The organism is Fontibacillus forbon (assembly GCF_046559655.1).
Lineage (GTDB): Bacteria > Bacillota > Bacilli > Paenibacillales > Paenibacillaceae > Fontibacillus.
Map to the genome: position 1 here is coordinate 400,176 of NZ_JBKGFV010000001.1, position 15,384 is coordinate 415,559.

Sequence of the window (15,384 nt, forward strand, 5' to 3'; positions counted from 1 at the left end):
ACATTTACGATAGAGCAATATACGGTTTACAGAGCGATCTTTAACTTTATGATCAAGGTTCCCTTACGAATTTCCGCTTCGGTGGCTTCGACAAAGGGGACTATTTTTTTGGGATAAAATCCGAGATCGAAGTCATTTTCAAGCTCAAACCGGGTGGTATCAGGCAATTCGAGACCATTAAACAGCAGCCGGTCCACATGGAACGTAATCGAGTTTTGCGGTTCATTCTCAACGGTATAATGGCCCTCAACCTTCAGTTCAAGCCCTTCCCTGCGGCCTTGCGCTACAATTCGTCCGTCTTCGAACACGAAGGACATGTTCTTTAAAAGCTCGTTTCTGCTATGAAGGAAATCATTCAGGTCTTCTTCCTTAACCGTCAAAGTATAACCTTCCTTATCGGATGAGAGGCTATCTTCATGATCCTTCAAAAAGTCAGGGAATCCGGACATCGCGGTTGATAGCGCTCGGAAATAGCGGCGGACTTCATACAAACCGACATTTTCCCAGTAAACGGTTAGCTCCCGGATCATTTCTTGCAATTTCTCGGGGTTCGCACTGGTACTGAGTGATCCGTCAACGCTTTGTTGCAGGAGGGCGACGCGCTCGCGCTGTTGCAGTAACCCAGCTTTCATTTGCTCAAGGTCTGAGGATAAATTGTCAAGCTTGCGTTTCGTCTTTGTTAAATCGGCATATTCTTTTTTGTAGCTATTCAAAATATACCGGTCTCTTTCCGCGATCAGCTGATAATAATCCAGCATGGTGAAAAAATCCTTCAAGCTGTTGGCGGATAGCAGTGCTGAGAGCAGCGTTTCCCGTTCGCCCATATAATAAGCAGCAAGCCGCTTGCCTGCTTGTTCCTGACTTCCGCGAATCTGTATGTTCTTATCCTTAAGCTGCAGCTCAAGTTTTCGAATAGATTGCTCGGTTTGCTGCTGCTCGCTCTCGATTCTGGCAATTTCCCGGTCGATCTCCACGATGGATAAGCTTTCCTGCAGCACTTTCAACTCCTCGTCCGACATCGGGGCGGCCATTGATCGCGCGGGCAGCAAGAGGGCGACCGTTAACGATATCGAGAGGAAAAATGCCGATATTACTCTGATAATTCGATCCACTCTCCCCACATTGGATTTCATCCATATATATGATAGCAGCAAAATAAATATCAGTATGTTATTTATTTTAAAAAATTTGCTAAAAATGAAAAAAGGCGTTCCGGATGATGGGCCGGATCGCCTTTAGTTTTGGAACAGAGGGGATTATAGCGGCATTCCCATCTGAAAGATTGTCCAGTAGCTGAAGCCTGTAAAGGCTACAATCATATATCCCCAGAAGAGCAAGATATATGTTCTTTCCGTGAACTTCAGGTAACCGAACAGTACGAAGAAGGCGGTTTGCAGGAAGAACAGCAAAGCCATTTCAATCAGGTTGCCGGCAAAAGCCATTAGTCCGATGGCCAGTGTAAAAAAGCCAAGAACGCGGAACATGCGTGCCAAGAGAAAAATCCCCCTTTCCTATGTATACACGTCTACCGATATCTATACCTCATTATACCCGCTACCCCAACATGTGTAAACGAAAAGTCGATAATAATTAGGAAGTTACGGCCTGTTATGTGATATATATTATTGCCCTCCATACGTGAATGATGTGCGCGTTTTTTGTTTTTTTGAATTGAGGTATGGAGGCGCTTTAAATTGGCAATACATTTTAGTATCAAATAGATTCTATGAACTCTATGAGAGGCATAGAAATGGAGTAAGAAGTTTTTTACCAGCACGCCTGCCGGAACAGCCGGCCGGAAGACGGTTATATTAGGATGTCGTTAGGAGGTTTTTATAGCATGACAGCGGTGAGACAAGATGCGTGGAGTGCGGAAGATGATTTGATTTTGGCGGAAGTGACTCTGCGCCATATTCGGGAGGGCAGCACTCAATTAACTGCCTTTGAGGAAGTGGGAGAGCGTATCGGGAGAACGGCGGCAGCATGCGGCTTCCGGTGGAACAGTTGTGTCCGCAAAAAGTATGAGGCGGCGATCGGCATTGCCAAAGCCCAGCGGCAAAAACGGAGTTATTTGAAGAAGCAAGGCTCAATAGCGGGTAATCCGGCGATTTCCTCGCTGGCTCCGGTCGAATTGGATGAAGGAAACTACAGAAGCGAAGGGGTAACGGAAGAGACGATTTCGATCGATGCCGTGATCCGGTTTTTACGCGGTTGGAAAAGCACGATTCAGGATACGAGCCGGCATGTTAAATCTCTTGAGAAAGAACTGAGGGAAAAGGAAGATCAGCTTGCCAGACTTCGCGAGGAAAATGAACATTTGTCCGCGCAAGTCAACGAAGTGCAGACCGACTACCGGGTGGTTAATGACGATTACAAAGCGTTAATCCAGATTATGGATCGTGCCCGCCGGTTGGCTTTTCTTAATGAAGAAGAAGAGGATGCAAAAACGAGATTTAAAATGGATGCGAATGGGAATTTGGAACGAATCGAATAATCAAGCTATCGAATAAAATCCTGCCTCTGAGGCGGGATTTTTTTGTATGCAATCTTGACCAAGAAAGTTCCTTCGCGAGTTGTTTTGTATTTTTAGGGGGAGGTTTGGTATAAAAGAAGTAGGAAAGCTCGGCGGCTTCAGGAAAGGAAGTAAAAAAAGTATGAAAATAGATGTTATCGGTACGGGAGCCCTTGGCATGTTGTTTGGAGGAATGCTGGCGGGCGCCGGCGAACAGGTTGTTTTTTGGACAAGAACTCCAGAACAGGCGGAGTTGCTTAATAATGAAGGTTTTGAAGTGGAAGTCCCCGAGGAGTCTAAACATATTATTGATTCCGGCAGCTTTTCGGCGTTTTCGCTACAAGAGGCGGCAGAGCAAAAGGGCCGTGAACCGGATTGGATTTTGCTAACCGTGAAGCAGCGGCATATCGATGATCGGCTGTTGACAGCTATGGGTGATATTATGGGGCAAAAGACGAAGATCGCCTGTTATCAAAACGGCATCGGACACCTCGAGAAAATAAAGACGGCCTTTCCGGGCAGATTTGTCTACGCGGTTATTACTACCGAAGGAGCAAAACGGACAAGCGCCGGCAAAGTGATACGCGCAGGGCGTGGGAAAACGGAAGTAGGAATCCCGGAATCAGCGGAGTTGAAAAATAGGGAGCAAAAAAGTCTGCCGGAGATGGACCGAATAGGACGAGAAAACGCGGAAAGTTTGATTCTTGGACTTGAAAAGGCAGGATTTGCCGCCTTTTTGTCGAATGACATCGATAGGGTGATTTACAGAAAACTGCTGATCAATGCCGTTATTAATCCTTTAACCGCCCTGCTGCGAATTCCTAATGGAGAATTACTGGCAAGAAATGAGCGTACGGATCTGATGCACCAGCTTTGTGATGAAGGGGTGGCCGTATACCAAGCCTACGGGATTCCCGTTGATCCGGATATGTACGGTATGATCGCGGCGGTTTGCCAATCTACTTCCGCCAATACTTCATCCATGTTAAAAGATGTCCTCGAGGGTTCCCCGACGGAAGTCGACTACATTAATGGCCGTCTCGTTGAAATGGCCCGAAAGGTAAATCTTCATATCCCTGGACATGAAACGCTCTGGCGGCTGATCAGCGCTCTATAGTCTTCGGAAGAGATATAATATTATAGTAACTCACCAAGTAAGTAACCTTTTGCATACGGTCTTGAAGGATGAGGACCATTAGCCGGAAAGTACGCCCGGTAAATACTTTGAGGAGGTGGAACTTTGAGTATTTTGCTCACGTCTGTCATCATTCTCGCCATCATGCCTGTCATTCCCTTTGTGCTTGTTTATTTTATTGCTTCTTACGTGAAAAAAGACAAAAAGGCTGCGGTAAAGCTAGCTATGGATGTGACAACGGTGTTTCTGATCCTGTCCGTTTCCGCCTTGTTTAACAACGTCTTCGGTTCCAATTTCGGTTTTTATCTTATCTTGCTTGTACTGTTGATTGCGACCGGATTGATCGGAGGGGCGCAAAACCGCTTGAAAGGCAAGGTAGATATGCGCAGGCTGGTAAGGGCGGTCTGGAGACTGACTTTCGCCGGTACCGGCGTCGCCTATATCCTGCTTTTTCTCATTAGCTTCATTACATATATTAGCGGCGCATAAGTTAAGTTAAAGAGAAGAAAGCGTTACATAAAATAATGACATGTTTGGTTAATTGTTAAGCTTAGAAAAAGTCAATATTGTATAATGGACTATTTTGTTAAAAAAATAGTCCTTTTTATTAACCAATGATTAAATTTCTGAAAATTTATGTTGGATTTTTTTGACCGCTGGTTGTATAATCTAAAAACATATACCACAATTTTTAAGGGGGACACTGCAAGATGAAGAAGAGTAAGAGTCTATTGCTGCTTTTGACACTAGTTCTTGCGGTTGGTACGCTGCTAGCGGCATGCGGATCGAACGACAAGAATAATGGTGCCTCAAACGGCGGTAACAACGCAGCTTCCAACAGCGGCGAAAATGCTGCTAACAGCGGTGATGAGAAGTTGGCCGCAGATCAAACGCTTAGAATCAACCTGAGTGCAGAGCCACCTACTTTCGACCCGGCTCAAGCGCAAGACAGCCAAGCCAACACGGTTTTGAAAACCATGTACGAAGGTTTGACACGCATGGATGATTCCGGCGAACCGCAACCGGCTGCTGCCGAGAAGTGGGAAATCGACGGAACCAAGTACACTTTCCATCTTCGTCAAGACGCTAAATGGAGCAATGGCGACCCTGTAACCGCAAATGATTTCGTATTTGCCTGGGAACGCGTACTCAGCCCGAACACACAACCGGCTGCTCCTTACGCTTATCAGTTGTATTACCTTAAAAACGGTCAGGAATATAATGAAGGAAAAGTTACGGACTTTAGCCAAGTCGGCGTAAAAGCGATCGACGATTACACGCTGGAAGTAGAAATCGTAGCTCCTACTCCTTACTTCCTGGGTCTGACTTCTTTCTACACTTATTATCCTGTTCACCAGTCCGTCAAGAATGATGACAAATGGGCTGTTGACGCTAGCAAAATGATCGTTAACGGTGCGTTCACGTTGACTAACTGGACTAAAGGCCAAACGATCGAAGTAACCAAGAACGAAAACTACTGGGATAAAGACAGCATTAAGCTGAACAAAATCTCGATGTCTTTGGTAAACAGCAGCGCAACTGAATTGGCAAGTTACCAAAACGGCGAGTTGGATCGCGTAGGTCATCCTAACGGCGAAATTCCAACCGACCAAATTCCGATCCTTAAAGATCAATTGAAAGATGAATTAGGAATTAAAGGTATCGCAAGTACCTACTACTACGAATTTAACGTGACGGCTGAGCCGTTCGACAACGTAAATATCCGTAGAGCCTTTGCAATGGCCATCGATCGCCAAGCGATCGTTGATAATGTAACTCTCGGCGGACAGCTTCCTGCATTCGGTTTCGTTCCTCCGGGCATCAAAGGGGTTAGCGACGAATATCGTAACGAGCACAAAGACGATTACTTCACTGAAAACCTGGAAGAAGCCAAAAAATTGCTTGAGCAAGGTATGCAAGAAAAAGGCTATACAAAACTTCCTGAAATCACTTTGATTTATAACTCCAGTGACGCGCATAAGAAAGTTGCGCTTGCTGTTGCCGACATGTGGAAGAAAAATCTTGGCATTGACGTGAAAACGGAAAACCAAGAATGGGGCGTATTTATCGAAAACCGTCAAAACCTGAACTATCAAGTGGCTCGTGCCGGCTGGACTGCCGATTACAACGATCCTATGACGTTCATGGATATGTGGGTAACCGGCGGCGGTAACAACGACACTGGTTTTACCAACGAAGAATACGACAAATTGATTGCTGAAGCGAAAACTACTGATAAAGCAGAAACTCGCGATGCGAACTTCTCGAAGGCAGAACAAATCCTGATTAAAGACAATCAAGTTTTGATGCCAATCTACTATTACACTAACGTTTCGGCTGAGAAACCTTACCTTAAAGGTGTAGTTCTTGATTTCAGCGGCGGTGTTGACTACTCCCGCGCATATCTGCTTGAACATTAATTCTAATTAGCATGCATATGCAAGAACGAAGCGAATAGCAACTTCGGGATATATATGTGGGCATTCCATATATATCCCGTTTTTTTTGTGTGCGGCTGTTCCCCAATGATTTCATACTTATACAATTATATGGAATAGACAAAGCTGTTTGTTTCACCTAAAATCGAATTATGTCGAAATTTTATTAGGAGGAGGTGTTAACGGGCATGGTACGTTATGTAGCCAATAAGTTTTTTTTCATGTTGGTTTCGCTATTTATATTGATTTCAGCCACCTTCTTTCTGATGAAAGCCATTCCAGGCGATCCTTTTACATCGGAGAAAAAGGTGCCGCCTGCGATTCAAGAGCGTCTATATGAACAATATGGACTCGACAAGCCCGTCTTTCAGCAGTATGTAAAATATTTAGGTGATATTGTCCAAGGTGATTTTGGCATCTCGATGAAAATGATCAATCAAGATGTATCCAAAATTATCGGCCAAACTTTCTCGGCTTCTCTGAAGCTAGGCGTTGTGGCGATTGTCGTTGCCGTTATCGTCGGGGTAGCTTTGGGGATGCTTGCCGCGTTGTATCATCGTCGACTTATCGATAACGTGGCCATGGTGCTGGCGGTATTGGGTATTGCAGTACCAAGCTTCGTGGTAGCGTCATTACTGCAATATGTCTTTGCTTCAAAACTGCACTGGCTGCCTACAATGGGCTTTAAAGGGCCTTTGTACTACGTATTGCCGGTTGCGGCCTTGACCGCACAGCCGATTGCATTTATCGCTCGTTTGACGCGTTCGAGTATGCTGGAAGTATTGCATGCCGACTATATCAAAACAGCGAAAGCAAAAGGTTTAAGCTGGATGACGATTTTGTTCCGTCACGTTATTCGTAACGGAATTATGCCGGTCGTTACTTATCTTGGACCAATGACGGCCAACATCGTAACGGGTTCGGTCGTTATTGAACAAATTTTCGGTATCGGCGGGATCGGCAAGCAGTTTGTGCAAGCGATCAGCGTTCGTGATTATCCGCTCATTATGGGGATTACGATTTTCTACGGCATCTTGTTGATGTTGGCGCGTTTCATTACGGATATCGCTTACGTCTTCGTTGATCCGCGGATCAAGCTTACGAAAGGGAAGGAGGGATAAAGGATGGATACGAATTCAATTAAAGTGATGACGACTCCGGCCGATCTGACTCCCGATGATTTCCGTAAAATCGGCACGGATGAAAAAGAAGCCGAAGTAATCCAGCGCGAAAGTATTTCCGCTTGGCGCGATGCGTGGCAACGCCTGCGCACTAACAAGATGGCGATGACCGCGCTTGTCGTGTTGCTGTTGATTACGATCACTGCCTTTGTGGGTCCGTTGATTTCAAAATGGGTGCACGGTTATAACTACTATTCCAATGATTTGCTGAATACGAACAAAGGTCCATCCGGTACACACTGGTTCGGGACAGACGATCTCGGACGCGATATGTGGGTACGTACCTGGAAAGGGACGCAAATTTCCCTGCTCGTTGGTTTTGCAGCCGCTTGTATCGATTTGTTTATCGGTGTCATTTATGGTGGCATTATGGGCTACTTCGGCGGCCGTGTTGACGAAATCATGAATAAGTTTTCCGAAATCCTGTATTCCATTCCTTACTTGCTGGTTACCATCCTGTTGCTTGTCGTAATGGAACCAAGTTTGGGAACGATTATTCTGGCTCTGACGATTACAGGCTGGATTAACATGTCTTGGATTGTACGCGGTGAAATTATGCAGCTTAAAAACCGCGAGTTCGTGCTTGCTTCCCGTTCGATGGGTGCCGGTTCCGGACGACTCTTGTTCCGCCACCTGCTGCCGAATGCAGTAGGCCCGATCATCGTTACGGTGACTTTGTCCGTACCTAACGCGATTTTTGCCGAAGCTTTCCTTAGCTTCCTTGGTCTTGGTGTACAGGCACCAATCGCATCACTGGGTTCGATGATCAATGATGCCCTCACAGGCTGGTTGTACTATCCATGGCGTATGCTGTTCCCGGCCATTGTCATCAGTTTGACGATGTTGGCGTTTAATATTTTTGGCGACGGTCTTCGTGACGCGTTGGATCCTAAACTGAAGAAATAGGAGGTGGAATGATGGAGCCGATTTTACAAGTCAAAGATTTGCACGTCTCTTTCCAAGTGAAAGGCGGCGAAGTGAAAGCCGTTCGCGGCATGAACTTTGAAGTAGGTAAAGGAGAAACGGTTGCGATCGTAGGTGAATCCGGCAGCGGCAAGAGCGTAACGGCCCAAACGATCATGCGCCTGATCCCGTCCCCTCCGTCAATCATCAAGCAAGGTGAAATCCTGTTCCAGGGACAGGACCTGCTCAAAAAAAGCATCAAACAGATGGAAGCAATTCGCGGTAAAGATATTGGCATGATTTTTCAGGATCCGATGACCTCTTTGAATCCTACTATTAAAGTAGGCAAACAAATTACTGAAGTACTCATCAAACATCAGAAAATGTCAGCGGGCGAAGCGAAAAAACAGGCCATTGAAATGTTGAAGCTTGTCGGCATTAAAAATGCGGAAGCCCGCTTTAACCAATACCCTCACGAATTTTCCGGCGGTATGCGGCAGCGTGTGATGATAGCGATCGCACTGGCTTGCCGCCCCGCACTGCTGATTGCGGATGAACCGACTACCGCGCTGGACGTTACGATTCAAGCGCAAATCATGGATGTCATGAAGGAGATGCAACAGCGTCTCGGCACATCCATCATTCTGATCACGCATGACCTCGGCGTAGTAGCAGGCATGTGTGACCGGGTTATCGTTATGTATGCCGGCGAAGTAGTGGAAACCGGCACGAAATGGGAAATCTTTAAAAACCCACAGCATCCTTATACGAAAGGCTTGCTCAGATCGATGCCTCGCCTTGACCAGAAGAAGGGGGAGCCGCTCATTCCAATCATCGGTACTCCGCCGGATCTGATCAAGCCGCCGATCGGCTGCCCGTTTGCGGCACGCTGTGATCAGGCTATGAAGATTTGCGAACGCATCGATCCGGGTGCGACTGTATTCAGCGACACCCATATGGCCCGTTGCTGGGATCTTCACCCGATGGCCAAGGAGGGACAGTCGTCATGAGCAAAAACCTGATCGAAGTAGAAGGATTGAAGAAATATTTCAATGTCGGCGGAGGCAATGTGCTTAAGGCCGTCAACAATATCAGTTTTTCGATAGCCGAAGGCGAAACGCTTGGCCTCGTAGGCGAATCGGGCTGCGGCAAATCAACGGCCGGCCGGACGATTCTTCGTTTGTACGAGCCGACGGGCGGAAGCGTACGTTTTAACGGTACGGACATCAATCAGTTGTCGCCACGCAAAATGAAGGCGATGCGTCGCGATATGCAGATGATCTTTCAGGATCCGTACGCTTCGCTTAATCCGCGGTTTACGGTAACCGATATTATCGGCGAAGCTTTGGACATTCACGGAATGGCCGGCTCGCGTGCCGAACGGAAAAAACGGGTGGAAGAGCTGCTTGATATGGTAGGGTTGAACCCGGACCATGCAACGCGGTATCCCCATGAATTTTCCGGCGGACAACGCCAGCGGATCGGGATTGCCCGCGCGCTTGCGGTAAATCCGAAGTTCATCATCTGTGACGAACCGATCTCCGCACTTGACGTATCCATTCAGGCCCAGGTCGTCAACCTGCTTAAAGATCTGCAGGATCGTCTCGGCTTGACCTATCTGTTCATTGCGCATGATTTGTCCATGGTCAAACATATCAGTGACCGCGTTGCCGTTATGTACCTGGGACGAATCGTGGAATTGGCGGAGAGCGAAGAATTGTACGCCAACCCGATGCATCCTTACACCAAAACGTTATTGTCGGCGATTCCGATTCCGGACCCGGAAGTGGAAGCCAATAAGAAGCGGATTTTGCTTGAGGACAGCGCTAACGGTCCGATTACTTCGGCCAAAGATGGGGCTTCAAACGGCGGCGCGTTTGATCTCGACAATTCGGAACTCGTGGAAGTGTCCAAAGGCCACTGGGTATCGATGCCGAATAAATAATATTGTTTCCGGATAAGCCCGGATTCAAATCGTGGAAGCTCCTGCACCGGTTTTTGAGGTGCGGGAGCTTTTTATAATCGGGTAGCTTCAGAAAGCTTATTCCTGTTTAGCGATTATTTGCAGGGTGTGCTATATTTTTATAGAGTCTACCTTTGAGAAGAGACAGGAGGATCGAAACTCTGATGAATATTGTTCAGGAGCCTCTGCCAACCGGGCAACCGCTGGCGGATGCGCTCGTTCAAGATTTTTCACAAGTAAGTCATCTCTATCAATATAACCCGGCTGACGAACATAGCTGGAGCGAAAGGTTAAAATGGCTGGATCAAAGCGACCGGCTTCGTGTAGGCCGGAAAGAGCTTGTGGCACGGCTTCGCGAATTCAATTTGATGCACAATCCGCATGAGGCGGTTACCGGTCATCTGGATCAGTTGGAGCAGCCGGGAACGGCTGTGATCGTAGGGGGACAGCAAAGTGGTCTGTTCACCGGCCCGCTGCTTGTCATCTATAAAGCCGTGACGATCATTAAAGCGGCAAAAGAAGCTGCCTTGAAATTGAACCGTCCGGTCGTACCCGTGTTTTGGATTGCCGGCGAGGATCATGATTGGGACGAAGTCAATCATACTTATGTTTTGTCCCAAGATCTGCAAGTAAAACGAATCCGGATCGCGCATGAGCACGAAAAGGGATTGCCGGTTAGCTGGAGCGAGCTTGGTGCTGAGTCATGGGAACAGGTTGCCGGGGAGCTAGAGCAGTTGCTGCCGGAGACCGAGTTCAAATCGGGTCTGATGGAGTTGTATCGGCACACCGCGGCATCCTCATCCACGCTGAGCGAATCTTTCGCCAAGCTCATGGGGCACTGGTTTGGTAAATACGGACTCGTCCTGCTGGATTCCGCTGATAAGGAATTACGGCGACTTGAAATTCCCGTATTCGAAACGATGATCACACGTAACGACGAGCTTGAAGAAGCATATTTGGAGGCGGCGGACGATATGCTTCGCCTCGGCCACCCGCTTCAAGCGGATGCCCGGGAGAACGGGGCCAATCTGTTCTACATACATGAGGGTGAGCGATTGCTGCTATTTAAGCAGGACGGCAAGTTCTGCGACCGGAAAGGGAAGGTCGTTCTGACGAAACAGGAGCTCCTTGATCGACTGCATGATCATCCCGAGCGTTTCAGCAACAATGTATTGACCCGGCCTCTGATGCAGGATTCGCTGCTTCCGGTCCTTGGTACGGTACTGGGGGCCGGTGAAATTGCCTACTGGGGCTTGACCCGTGGGGCGTTCCTGCGTCTGGATATGCAAATGCCGATCCTGCTCCCCCGGGAATCCTTTACGCTGCTGGAAGGTACGCTTCAGAAGCATATGGATAAATACAGTCTCCGCTGGGAGGATGTCAAGGATCGGGAGGTATTTCAAGCCAAACGCGAGGCTTGGCTCTCCGGACAGGATGCGCTTCATCTTTCCGAGCGATTTGATGAAATCAAGCAGGCATTTACCGGCATGTACGACCCATTGATCGAACAGTTGGGCGGCATTCAAGCCGGTTTGACCAAGCTCGGTAACGCCAACCGGGATAAAATCATCGATCAGATCGATTATTTGCGCGGGAAAGCAAAGGATGCGCTTGAAAAAGGGAATGAAGCCGGGCTGCGGCATTTCGACCGGATCGAGCTTTCCCTCTTTCCGCTCGGTAAACCGCAGGAACGGGTTTATAACATATTTTATTACTTGAACCGCTACGGAAGTAACTGGATTGACGACTTGGCAGTAATTCCTTATGATGTAACGGGAAAGCACCGGATTATATATTTGTAGGAGGAATGAATCATGAGTTCTGCGCTTCAAAACAGCATTGTTGCGGATTTGAAATTAGCCCCGGAAGGGCATTTGAAAATTGACTGGGTAGAAGCCCATATGCCGGTGCTTGGACGCATCCGGAAGCAGTTCGAGGCGGAGCAGCCTTTTAAAGGTTTGAAAGTTGCCATTTCGTTGCACTTGGAGGCCAAAACCGCTTATCTGGCTAAAGTGGTTCAAGCGGGTGGTGCCGAAGTGACGATTACGGGCAGCAACCCGTTGTCTACTCAAGACGACGTATGCGCGGCGCTTGTGGAGGACGGAGTCACCGTTTTTGCAAAATATAATCCGGACCCTGCGGAATATAAGGAACTTATGGTTCGTGCGCTTGAAACCAAACCGGACCTGATTATCGACGACGGCGGCGATCTCGTCACGATTTTACATTCCGAGCGTCCCGATCTGCTTGAAAATGTCCGCGGCGGTGCCGAAGAAACAACGACCGGGATTTTACGGCTCAAAGCGATGGATAAAGAAGGGAAACTGAAATTCCCGATGGTTGCCGTCAACGATGCCTATTGCAAATATTTGTTCGATAACCGCTACGGAACGGGACAATCCGTATGGGACGGAATTAACCGGACCACCAATCTGGTTGTAGCCGGCAAAACGGTTGTCGTTGTAGGCTATGGCTGGTGCGGCAAAGGCGTGGCCATGCGGGCGAAAGGACTTGGCGCCAACGTCATCGTAACCGAGGTGGATGCGATTAAAGCGGTTGAAGCCTATATGGACGGCTTCCGCGTTATGCCGATGCTTGAAGCGGCTAAGATCGGCGACTTCTTCGTGACGGTTACCGGTAACCGCGACGTTATTCGCGGCGAACATTACGATGTGATGAAGGACGGCGCGATTCTGTCCAATGCCGGACACTTCGACGTGGAAGTAAACAAGCCGGAACTTGCGGAGCGTTCCAGCTCCGTGCGGACGGTACGCCGCAACATCGAGGAATACCAGCTGAAGGACGGCCGTAAGATGTATGTCCTTGCGGAAGGGCGTCTCGTCAATCTCGCCGCCGGTGACGGACATCCGGCCGAAATCATGGATATGACGTTTGCGTTGCAAGCATTGTCGCTAAAATACGTGAACGAGCAGTATGAACAAATCGGTAAAACGGTAGTCAATGTGCCATATGAGCTCGATGAACAGGTGGCCCGCTTCAAGTTGGAAAGCCTGGGAATGGGCATTGATTCATTATCCGATGAACAACGCGCTTACCTTGACAGTTGGCAAGAACATTAAGATATAAACATACGTGCACGGCCCTTCCCTCGTCATAGTGGGAGGGGCTTTTTTGCGTTGCAATCAGGAGTTTTCCGGGCGTTCGGACGTACTTCAGGACACCCCCTCTCCAGATCAGGGCGATTTTACCAATAAAAAAAGTTTGAACATTAGAAGGATTTTGCCTTTGCATGCAGAATAAATACTATTCATAGTGGTGGAAAGTGGGTTAAAGTGGGGGAAAGAGGTAAGGAGTGAGCTAACCAATGTTTATGGGGGAATTCCAACATAGCATTGACGAGAAAGGCCGGATTATTATCCCGGCTAAGTTTCGTGATCTCCTTGGAAGCTCTTTTGTCGTTACCCGCGGCCTGGACCAGTGCCTTTTCGTATACCCTTTGCAGGAGTGGGAAGTACTGGAACAGAAGCTGAAAGCTCTGCCGCTGATGAAATCCGATGCGCGTGCGTTTACCCGGTTTTTTTTCTCCGGTGCGACGGAATGCGAGTGGGATAAACAGGGAAGGGTAAATTTACCCTCCAATTTAAGGCAGTACGCCAAGCTGGAGAAGGATTGCGTTGTCCTCGGCGTGTCGAACCGGGTAGAAATTTGGAGCCGGGATACGTGGGAACAGTACTTTCAGCAATCCGAGGATACTTTTAACGAAATTGCAGAAAAGCTGGTTGACTTTAATTTCGACTTATAAAACTTATGAAAACCGGGCAGCTCAAATCGCAAGATACATAATGCTTGACCCGGGTCGGTCTGGAGGGCTGCAGTCTTGTTTCATCACATCACGGTGCTTAAGAAAGAAGCGACAGAAGGGCTGCGCATTAAGCCGGACGGTATTTACGTAGATTGTACATTAGGCGGCGGCGGGCACAGTTCGGTCATTTTGTCCGAGCTTGGCGAAGGCGGAAGATTGATTGCCTTTGATCAGGACGATTGGGCGCATGACAATGCCAGCGAACATCTTGGCTCTTACGGTGATAAGCTGACGCTGGTAAAAAGCAATTTCCGCCATTTGCAGCAGAAACTGCTTGAGCTGGACGGCATTCCACGGCATGACGGGGTCCCGCAGGTGGACGGCATTTTGTTCGATCTAGGGGTTTCGTCTCCCCAGTTTGATGAAGGGGAGCGCGGATTCAGTTATAACGCCGATGCTCCGTTGGATATGCGGATGGACCAATCCGCGACGCTGACGGCGAAAGAGATCATTAACGAATGGCCGGAACGCGAAATTGCTCGTATTTTGTTTCAATATGGCGAGGAAAAGTTCTCGAGACGGATCGCAAAAGTCATTGTGGAGAAAAGGCAGGCGTCTCCGATCGAGACGACGGGCCAATTGGTCGAGTTGATAAAGGAAGGTATACCGGCAGCGGCTCGCCGGACTGGCGGGCATCCCGCCAAACGCAGCTTTCAGGCTTTGCGGATCGCGGTGAATGATGAACTGGGCGCTTTGGAAGAAGGGCTGCACGCGGCTGTCCGTTGCCTTGCGCCGGAAGGAAGAGTATCGGTCATTACTTTTCATTCGCTCGAAGACCGAATTTGCAAACAGATTTTTGCAAGTTATGTAGAAAAATGCACCTGCCCGCCTGATTTTCCGATGTGCGTGTGCGGAGGCAAAGGATCATTGAAACTGATTAACCGGAAACCTATGGTTCCTTCGGATGAGGAACTGGAGCAAAATCCGCGGGCGCGCTCGGCAAAGCTGCGCGTAGCGGAGAAATTGCAATCTAAAGCGGAGGACATGTGAAATGGCTTATACACGGGGGAATCTTGCTGTAAAAGAGAAAACGGCGGAACGTGGACTACAGTCTCCGCGGTACCGTGAAACGACAAAAGTAGTAACACGGCGTTCGCCTCTTCCCGTTAAGGAGAAGCTGCTTTACCTGGTTACCATACTGTTTTGCGTGGGTGTCATGGGCGGCCTGTTGTGGCAAAATGCCAATCTCTACAACATCAAACGGCAGATGTACAATTTGGATGCCGAAATGCAGGCGATTACCGTAGAAGTGAAGGAATTGTCCGTGCAGAAGGAAAAGCTGGAGGAAGAAATTCCGGAAAAGGCAGCCGCGCTTGGCTACGTGGAACAACAAGAAGGTTTCCATATTCAGGTTCCGTCAAATTCGCAAGCAAACGGATCGGTGGATGAAGTGACCACCGCCAAAAAATAAGGATTTAAAGAGGTTTAG

At 48.2% G+C, this 15,384-nt stretch carries 15 protein-coding genes; 13 read left to right on the forward strand and 2 right to left on the reverse strand.

Translation table 11 applies throughout. The features are described from left to right. Positions 1-26: 26 nt before the first annotated feature. Complete coding sequence (locus tag ACLB09_RS01695) at positions 27-1,112, reverse strand: coiled-coil domain-containing protein (protein WP_410768028.1); 1,086 nt, start codon at positions 1,110-1,112, stop codon at positions 27-29. Positions 1,113-1,256: 144 nt separating this feature from the next. Next, entirely contained in the window at positions 1,257-1,493 is a 237-nt protein-coding gene (locus ACLB09_RS01700; protein WP_114494760.1) for a DUF2626 family protein, read from the reverse strand. Positions 1,494-1,840: 347 nt separating this feature from the next. On the opposite strand from ACLB09_RS01700, the gene ACLB09_RS01705 reads away from it, so the two are divergent. The 13 genes from ACLB09_RS01705 to ACLB09_RS01765 all read left to right on the forward strand — a co-directional run bounded on the left by ACLB09_RS01705 (position 1,841) and on the right by ACLB09_RS01765 (position 15,366). Next, positions 1,841-2,494, forward strand: coding sequence for an RsfA family transcriptional regulator (locus tag ACLB09_RS01705; RefSeq protein WP_410768029.1), 654 nt, complete (start codon positions 1,841-1,843; stop codon positions 2,492-2,494). Between the two features lie 160 nt (positions 2,495-2,654). Beyond that, positions 2,655-3,629, forward strand: a complete 975-nt coding sequence (locus ACLB09_RS01710; protein WP_410768030.1) for a ketopantoate reductase family protein — start codon at positions 2,655-2,657, stop codon at positions 3,627-3,629. Between the two features lie 123 nt (positions 3,630-3,752). Beyond that, on the forward strand, positions 3,753-4,136 hold the full coding sequence (locus ACLB09_RS01715) for a DUF3397 domain-containing protein (protein WP_410768031.1): 384 nt from the start codon (positions 3,753-3,755) through the stop codon (positions 4,134-4,136). A gap of 221 nt (positions 4,137-4,357) precedes the next feature. After that, on the forward strand, positions 4,358-6,067 hold the full coding sequence (locus tag ACLB09_RS01720; RefSeq protein WP_410768032.1) for a peptide ABC transporter substrate-binding protein: 1,710 nt from the start codon (positions 4,358-4,360) through the stop codon (positions 6,065-6,067). A 206-nt stretch (positions 6,068-6,273) separates the two neighbouring features. Then, a complete protein-coding gene (locus tag ACLB09_RS01725) occupies positions 6,274-7,206 on the forward strand; it encodes an ABC transporter permease (RefSeq protein WP_410768033.1) in 933 nt (310 codons plus the stop codon). Positions 7,207-7,209: 3 nt separating this feature from the next. Continuing rightward, the gene (locus ACLB09_RS01730) at positions 7,210-8,172 is read left to right on the forward strand and encodes an ABC transporter permease (protein ID WP_410768034.1); all 963 of its coding nucleotides are present in this window, start codon (positions 7,210-7,212) and stop codon (positions 8,170-8,172) included. 11 nt (positions 8,173-8,183) lie between these two features. Continuing rightward, positions 8,184-9,179 (forward strand): ABC transporter ATP-binding protein, encoded by a 996-nt coding sequence (locus ACLB09_RS01735; protein ID WP_410768035.1) that lies wholly within the window; start codon positions 8,184-8,186, stop codon positions 9,177-9,179. Beyond that, positions 9,176-10,114, forward strand: coding sequence for an ABC transporter ATP-binding protein (locus ACLB09_RS01740; RefSeq protein ID WP_410768036.1), 939 nt, complete (start codon positions 9,176-9,178; stop codon positions 10,112-10,114). Before ACLB09_RS01735 ends, ACLB09_RS01740 begins: the two co-directional genes overlap by 4 nt. Positions 10,115-10,296: 182 nt before the next feature. Continuing rightward, positions 10,297-11,934, forward strand: coding sequence for a bacillithiol biosynthesis cysteine-adding enzyme BshC (bshC, locus tag ACLB09_RS01745; protein WP_410768037.1), 1,638 nt, complete (start codon positions 10,297-10,299; stop codon positions 11,932-11,934). Between the two features lie 12 nt (positions 11,935-11,946). Next, positions 11,947-13,212, forward strand: a complete 1,266-nt coding sequence (locus ACLB09_RS01750) for an adenosylhomocysteinase (protein WP_410768038.1) — start codon at positions 11,947-11,949, stop codon at positions 13,210-13,212. 245 nt (positions 13,213-13,457) lie between these two features. Next, complete coding sequence (gene mraZ, locus ACLB09_RS01755) at positions 13,458-13,895, forward strand: division/cell wall cluster transcriptional repressor MraZ (protein WP_114494771.1); 438 nt, start codon at positions 13,458-13,460, stop codon at positions 13,893-13,895. Between the two features lie 75 nt (positions 13,896-13,970). Beyond that, positions 13,971-14,945 carry a 16S rRNA (cytosine(1402)-N(4))-methyltransferase RsmH gene (gene rsmH, locus ACLB09_RS01760; protein WP_410768039.1) on the forward strand — a complete coding sequence of 325 codons (975 nt, stop codon included), beginning with the start codon at positions 13,971-13,973 and terminating at the stop codon, positions 14,943-14,945. A gap of 1 nt (position 14,946) precedes the next feature. Beyond that, positions 14,947-15,366: a hypothetical protein gene (locus ACLB09_RS01765; RefSeq protein ID WP_410768040.1), complete on the forward strand. Its 420-nt coding sequence runs from the start codon at positions 14,947-14,949 to the stop codon at positions 15,364-15,366. Positions 15,367-15,384 lie beyond the last annotated feature (18 nt).

What these genes read in the sequence shown, in the direction of transcription:
- ACLB09_RS01705 (WP_410768029.1), top strand. Translation starts at nt 1,841, where the DNA reads ATGACAGCGGTGAGACAAGATGCGTGGAGTGCGGAAGATGATTTGATT.
- ACLB09_RS01710 (WP_410768030.1), top strand. Translation starts at nt 2,655, where the DNA reads ATGAAAATAGATGTTATCGGTACGGGAGCCCTTGGCATGTTGTTTGGA.
- ACLB09_RS01720 (WP_410768032.1), top strand. Translation starts at nt 4,358, where the DNA reads ATGAAGAAGAGTAAGAGTCTATTGCTGCTTTTGACACTAGTTCTTGCG.
- ACLB09_RS01725 (WP_410768033.1), top strand. Translation starts at nt 6,274, where the DNA reads ATGGTACGTTATGTAGCCAATAAGTTTTTTTTCATGTTGGTTTCGCTA.
- ACLB09_RS01730 (WP_410768034.1), top strand. Translation starts at nt 7,210, where the DNA reads ATGGATACGAATTCAATTAAAGTGATGACGACTCCGGCCGATCTGACT.
- ACLB09_RS01735 (WP_410768035.1), top strand. Translation starts at nt 8,184, where the DNA reads ATGGAGCCGATTTTACAAGTCAAAGATTTGCACGTCTCTTTCCAAGTG.
- ACLB09_RS01740 (WP_410768036.1), top strand. Translation starts at nt 9,176, where the DNA reads ATGAGCAAAAACCTGATCGAAGTAGAAGGATTGAAGAAATATTTCAAT.
- bshC (WP_410768037.1), top strand. Translation starts at nt 10,297, where the DNA reads ATGAATATTGTTCAGGAGCCTCTGCCAACCGGGCAACCGCTGGCGGAT.
- ACLB09_RS01750 (WP_410768038.1), top strand. Translation starts at nt 11,947, where the DNA reads ATGAGTTCTGCGCTTCAAAACAGCATTGTTGCGGATTTGAAATTAGCC.
- mraZ (WP_114494771.1), top strand. Translation starts at nt 13,458, where the DNA reads ATGTTTATGGGGGAATTCCAACATAGCATTGACGAGAAAGGCCGGATT.
- ACLB09_RS01765 (WP_410768040.1), top strand. Translation starts at nt 14,947, where the DNA reads ATGGCTTATACACGGGGGAATCTTGCTGTAAAAGAGAAAACGGCGGAA.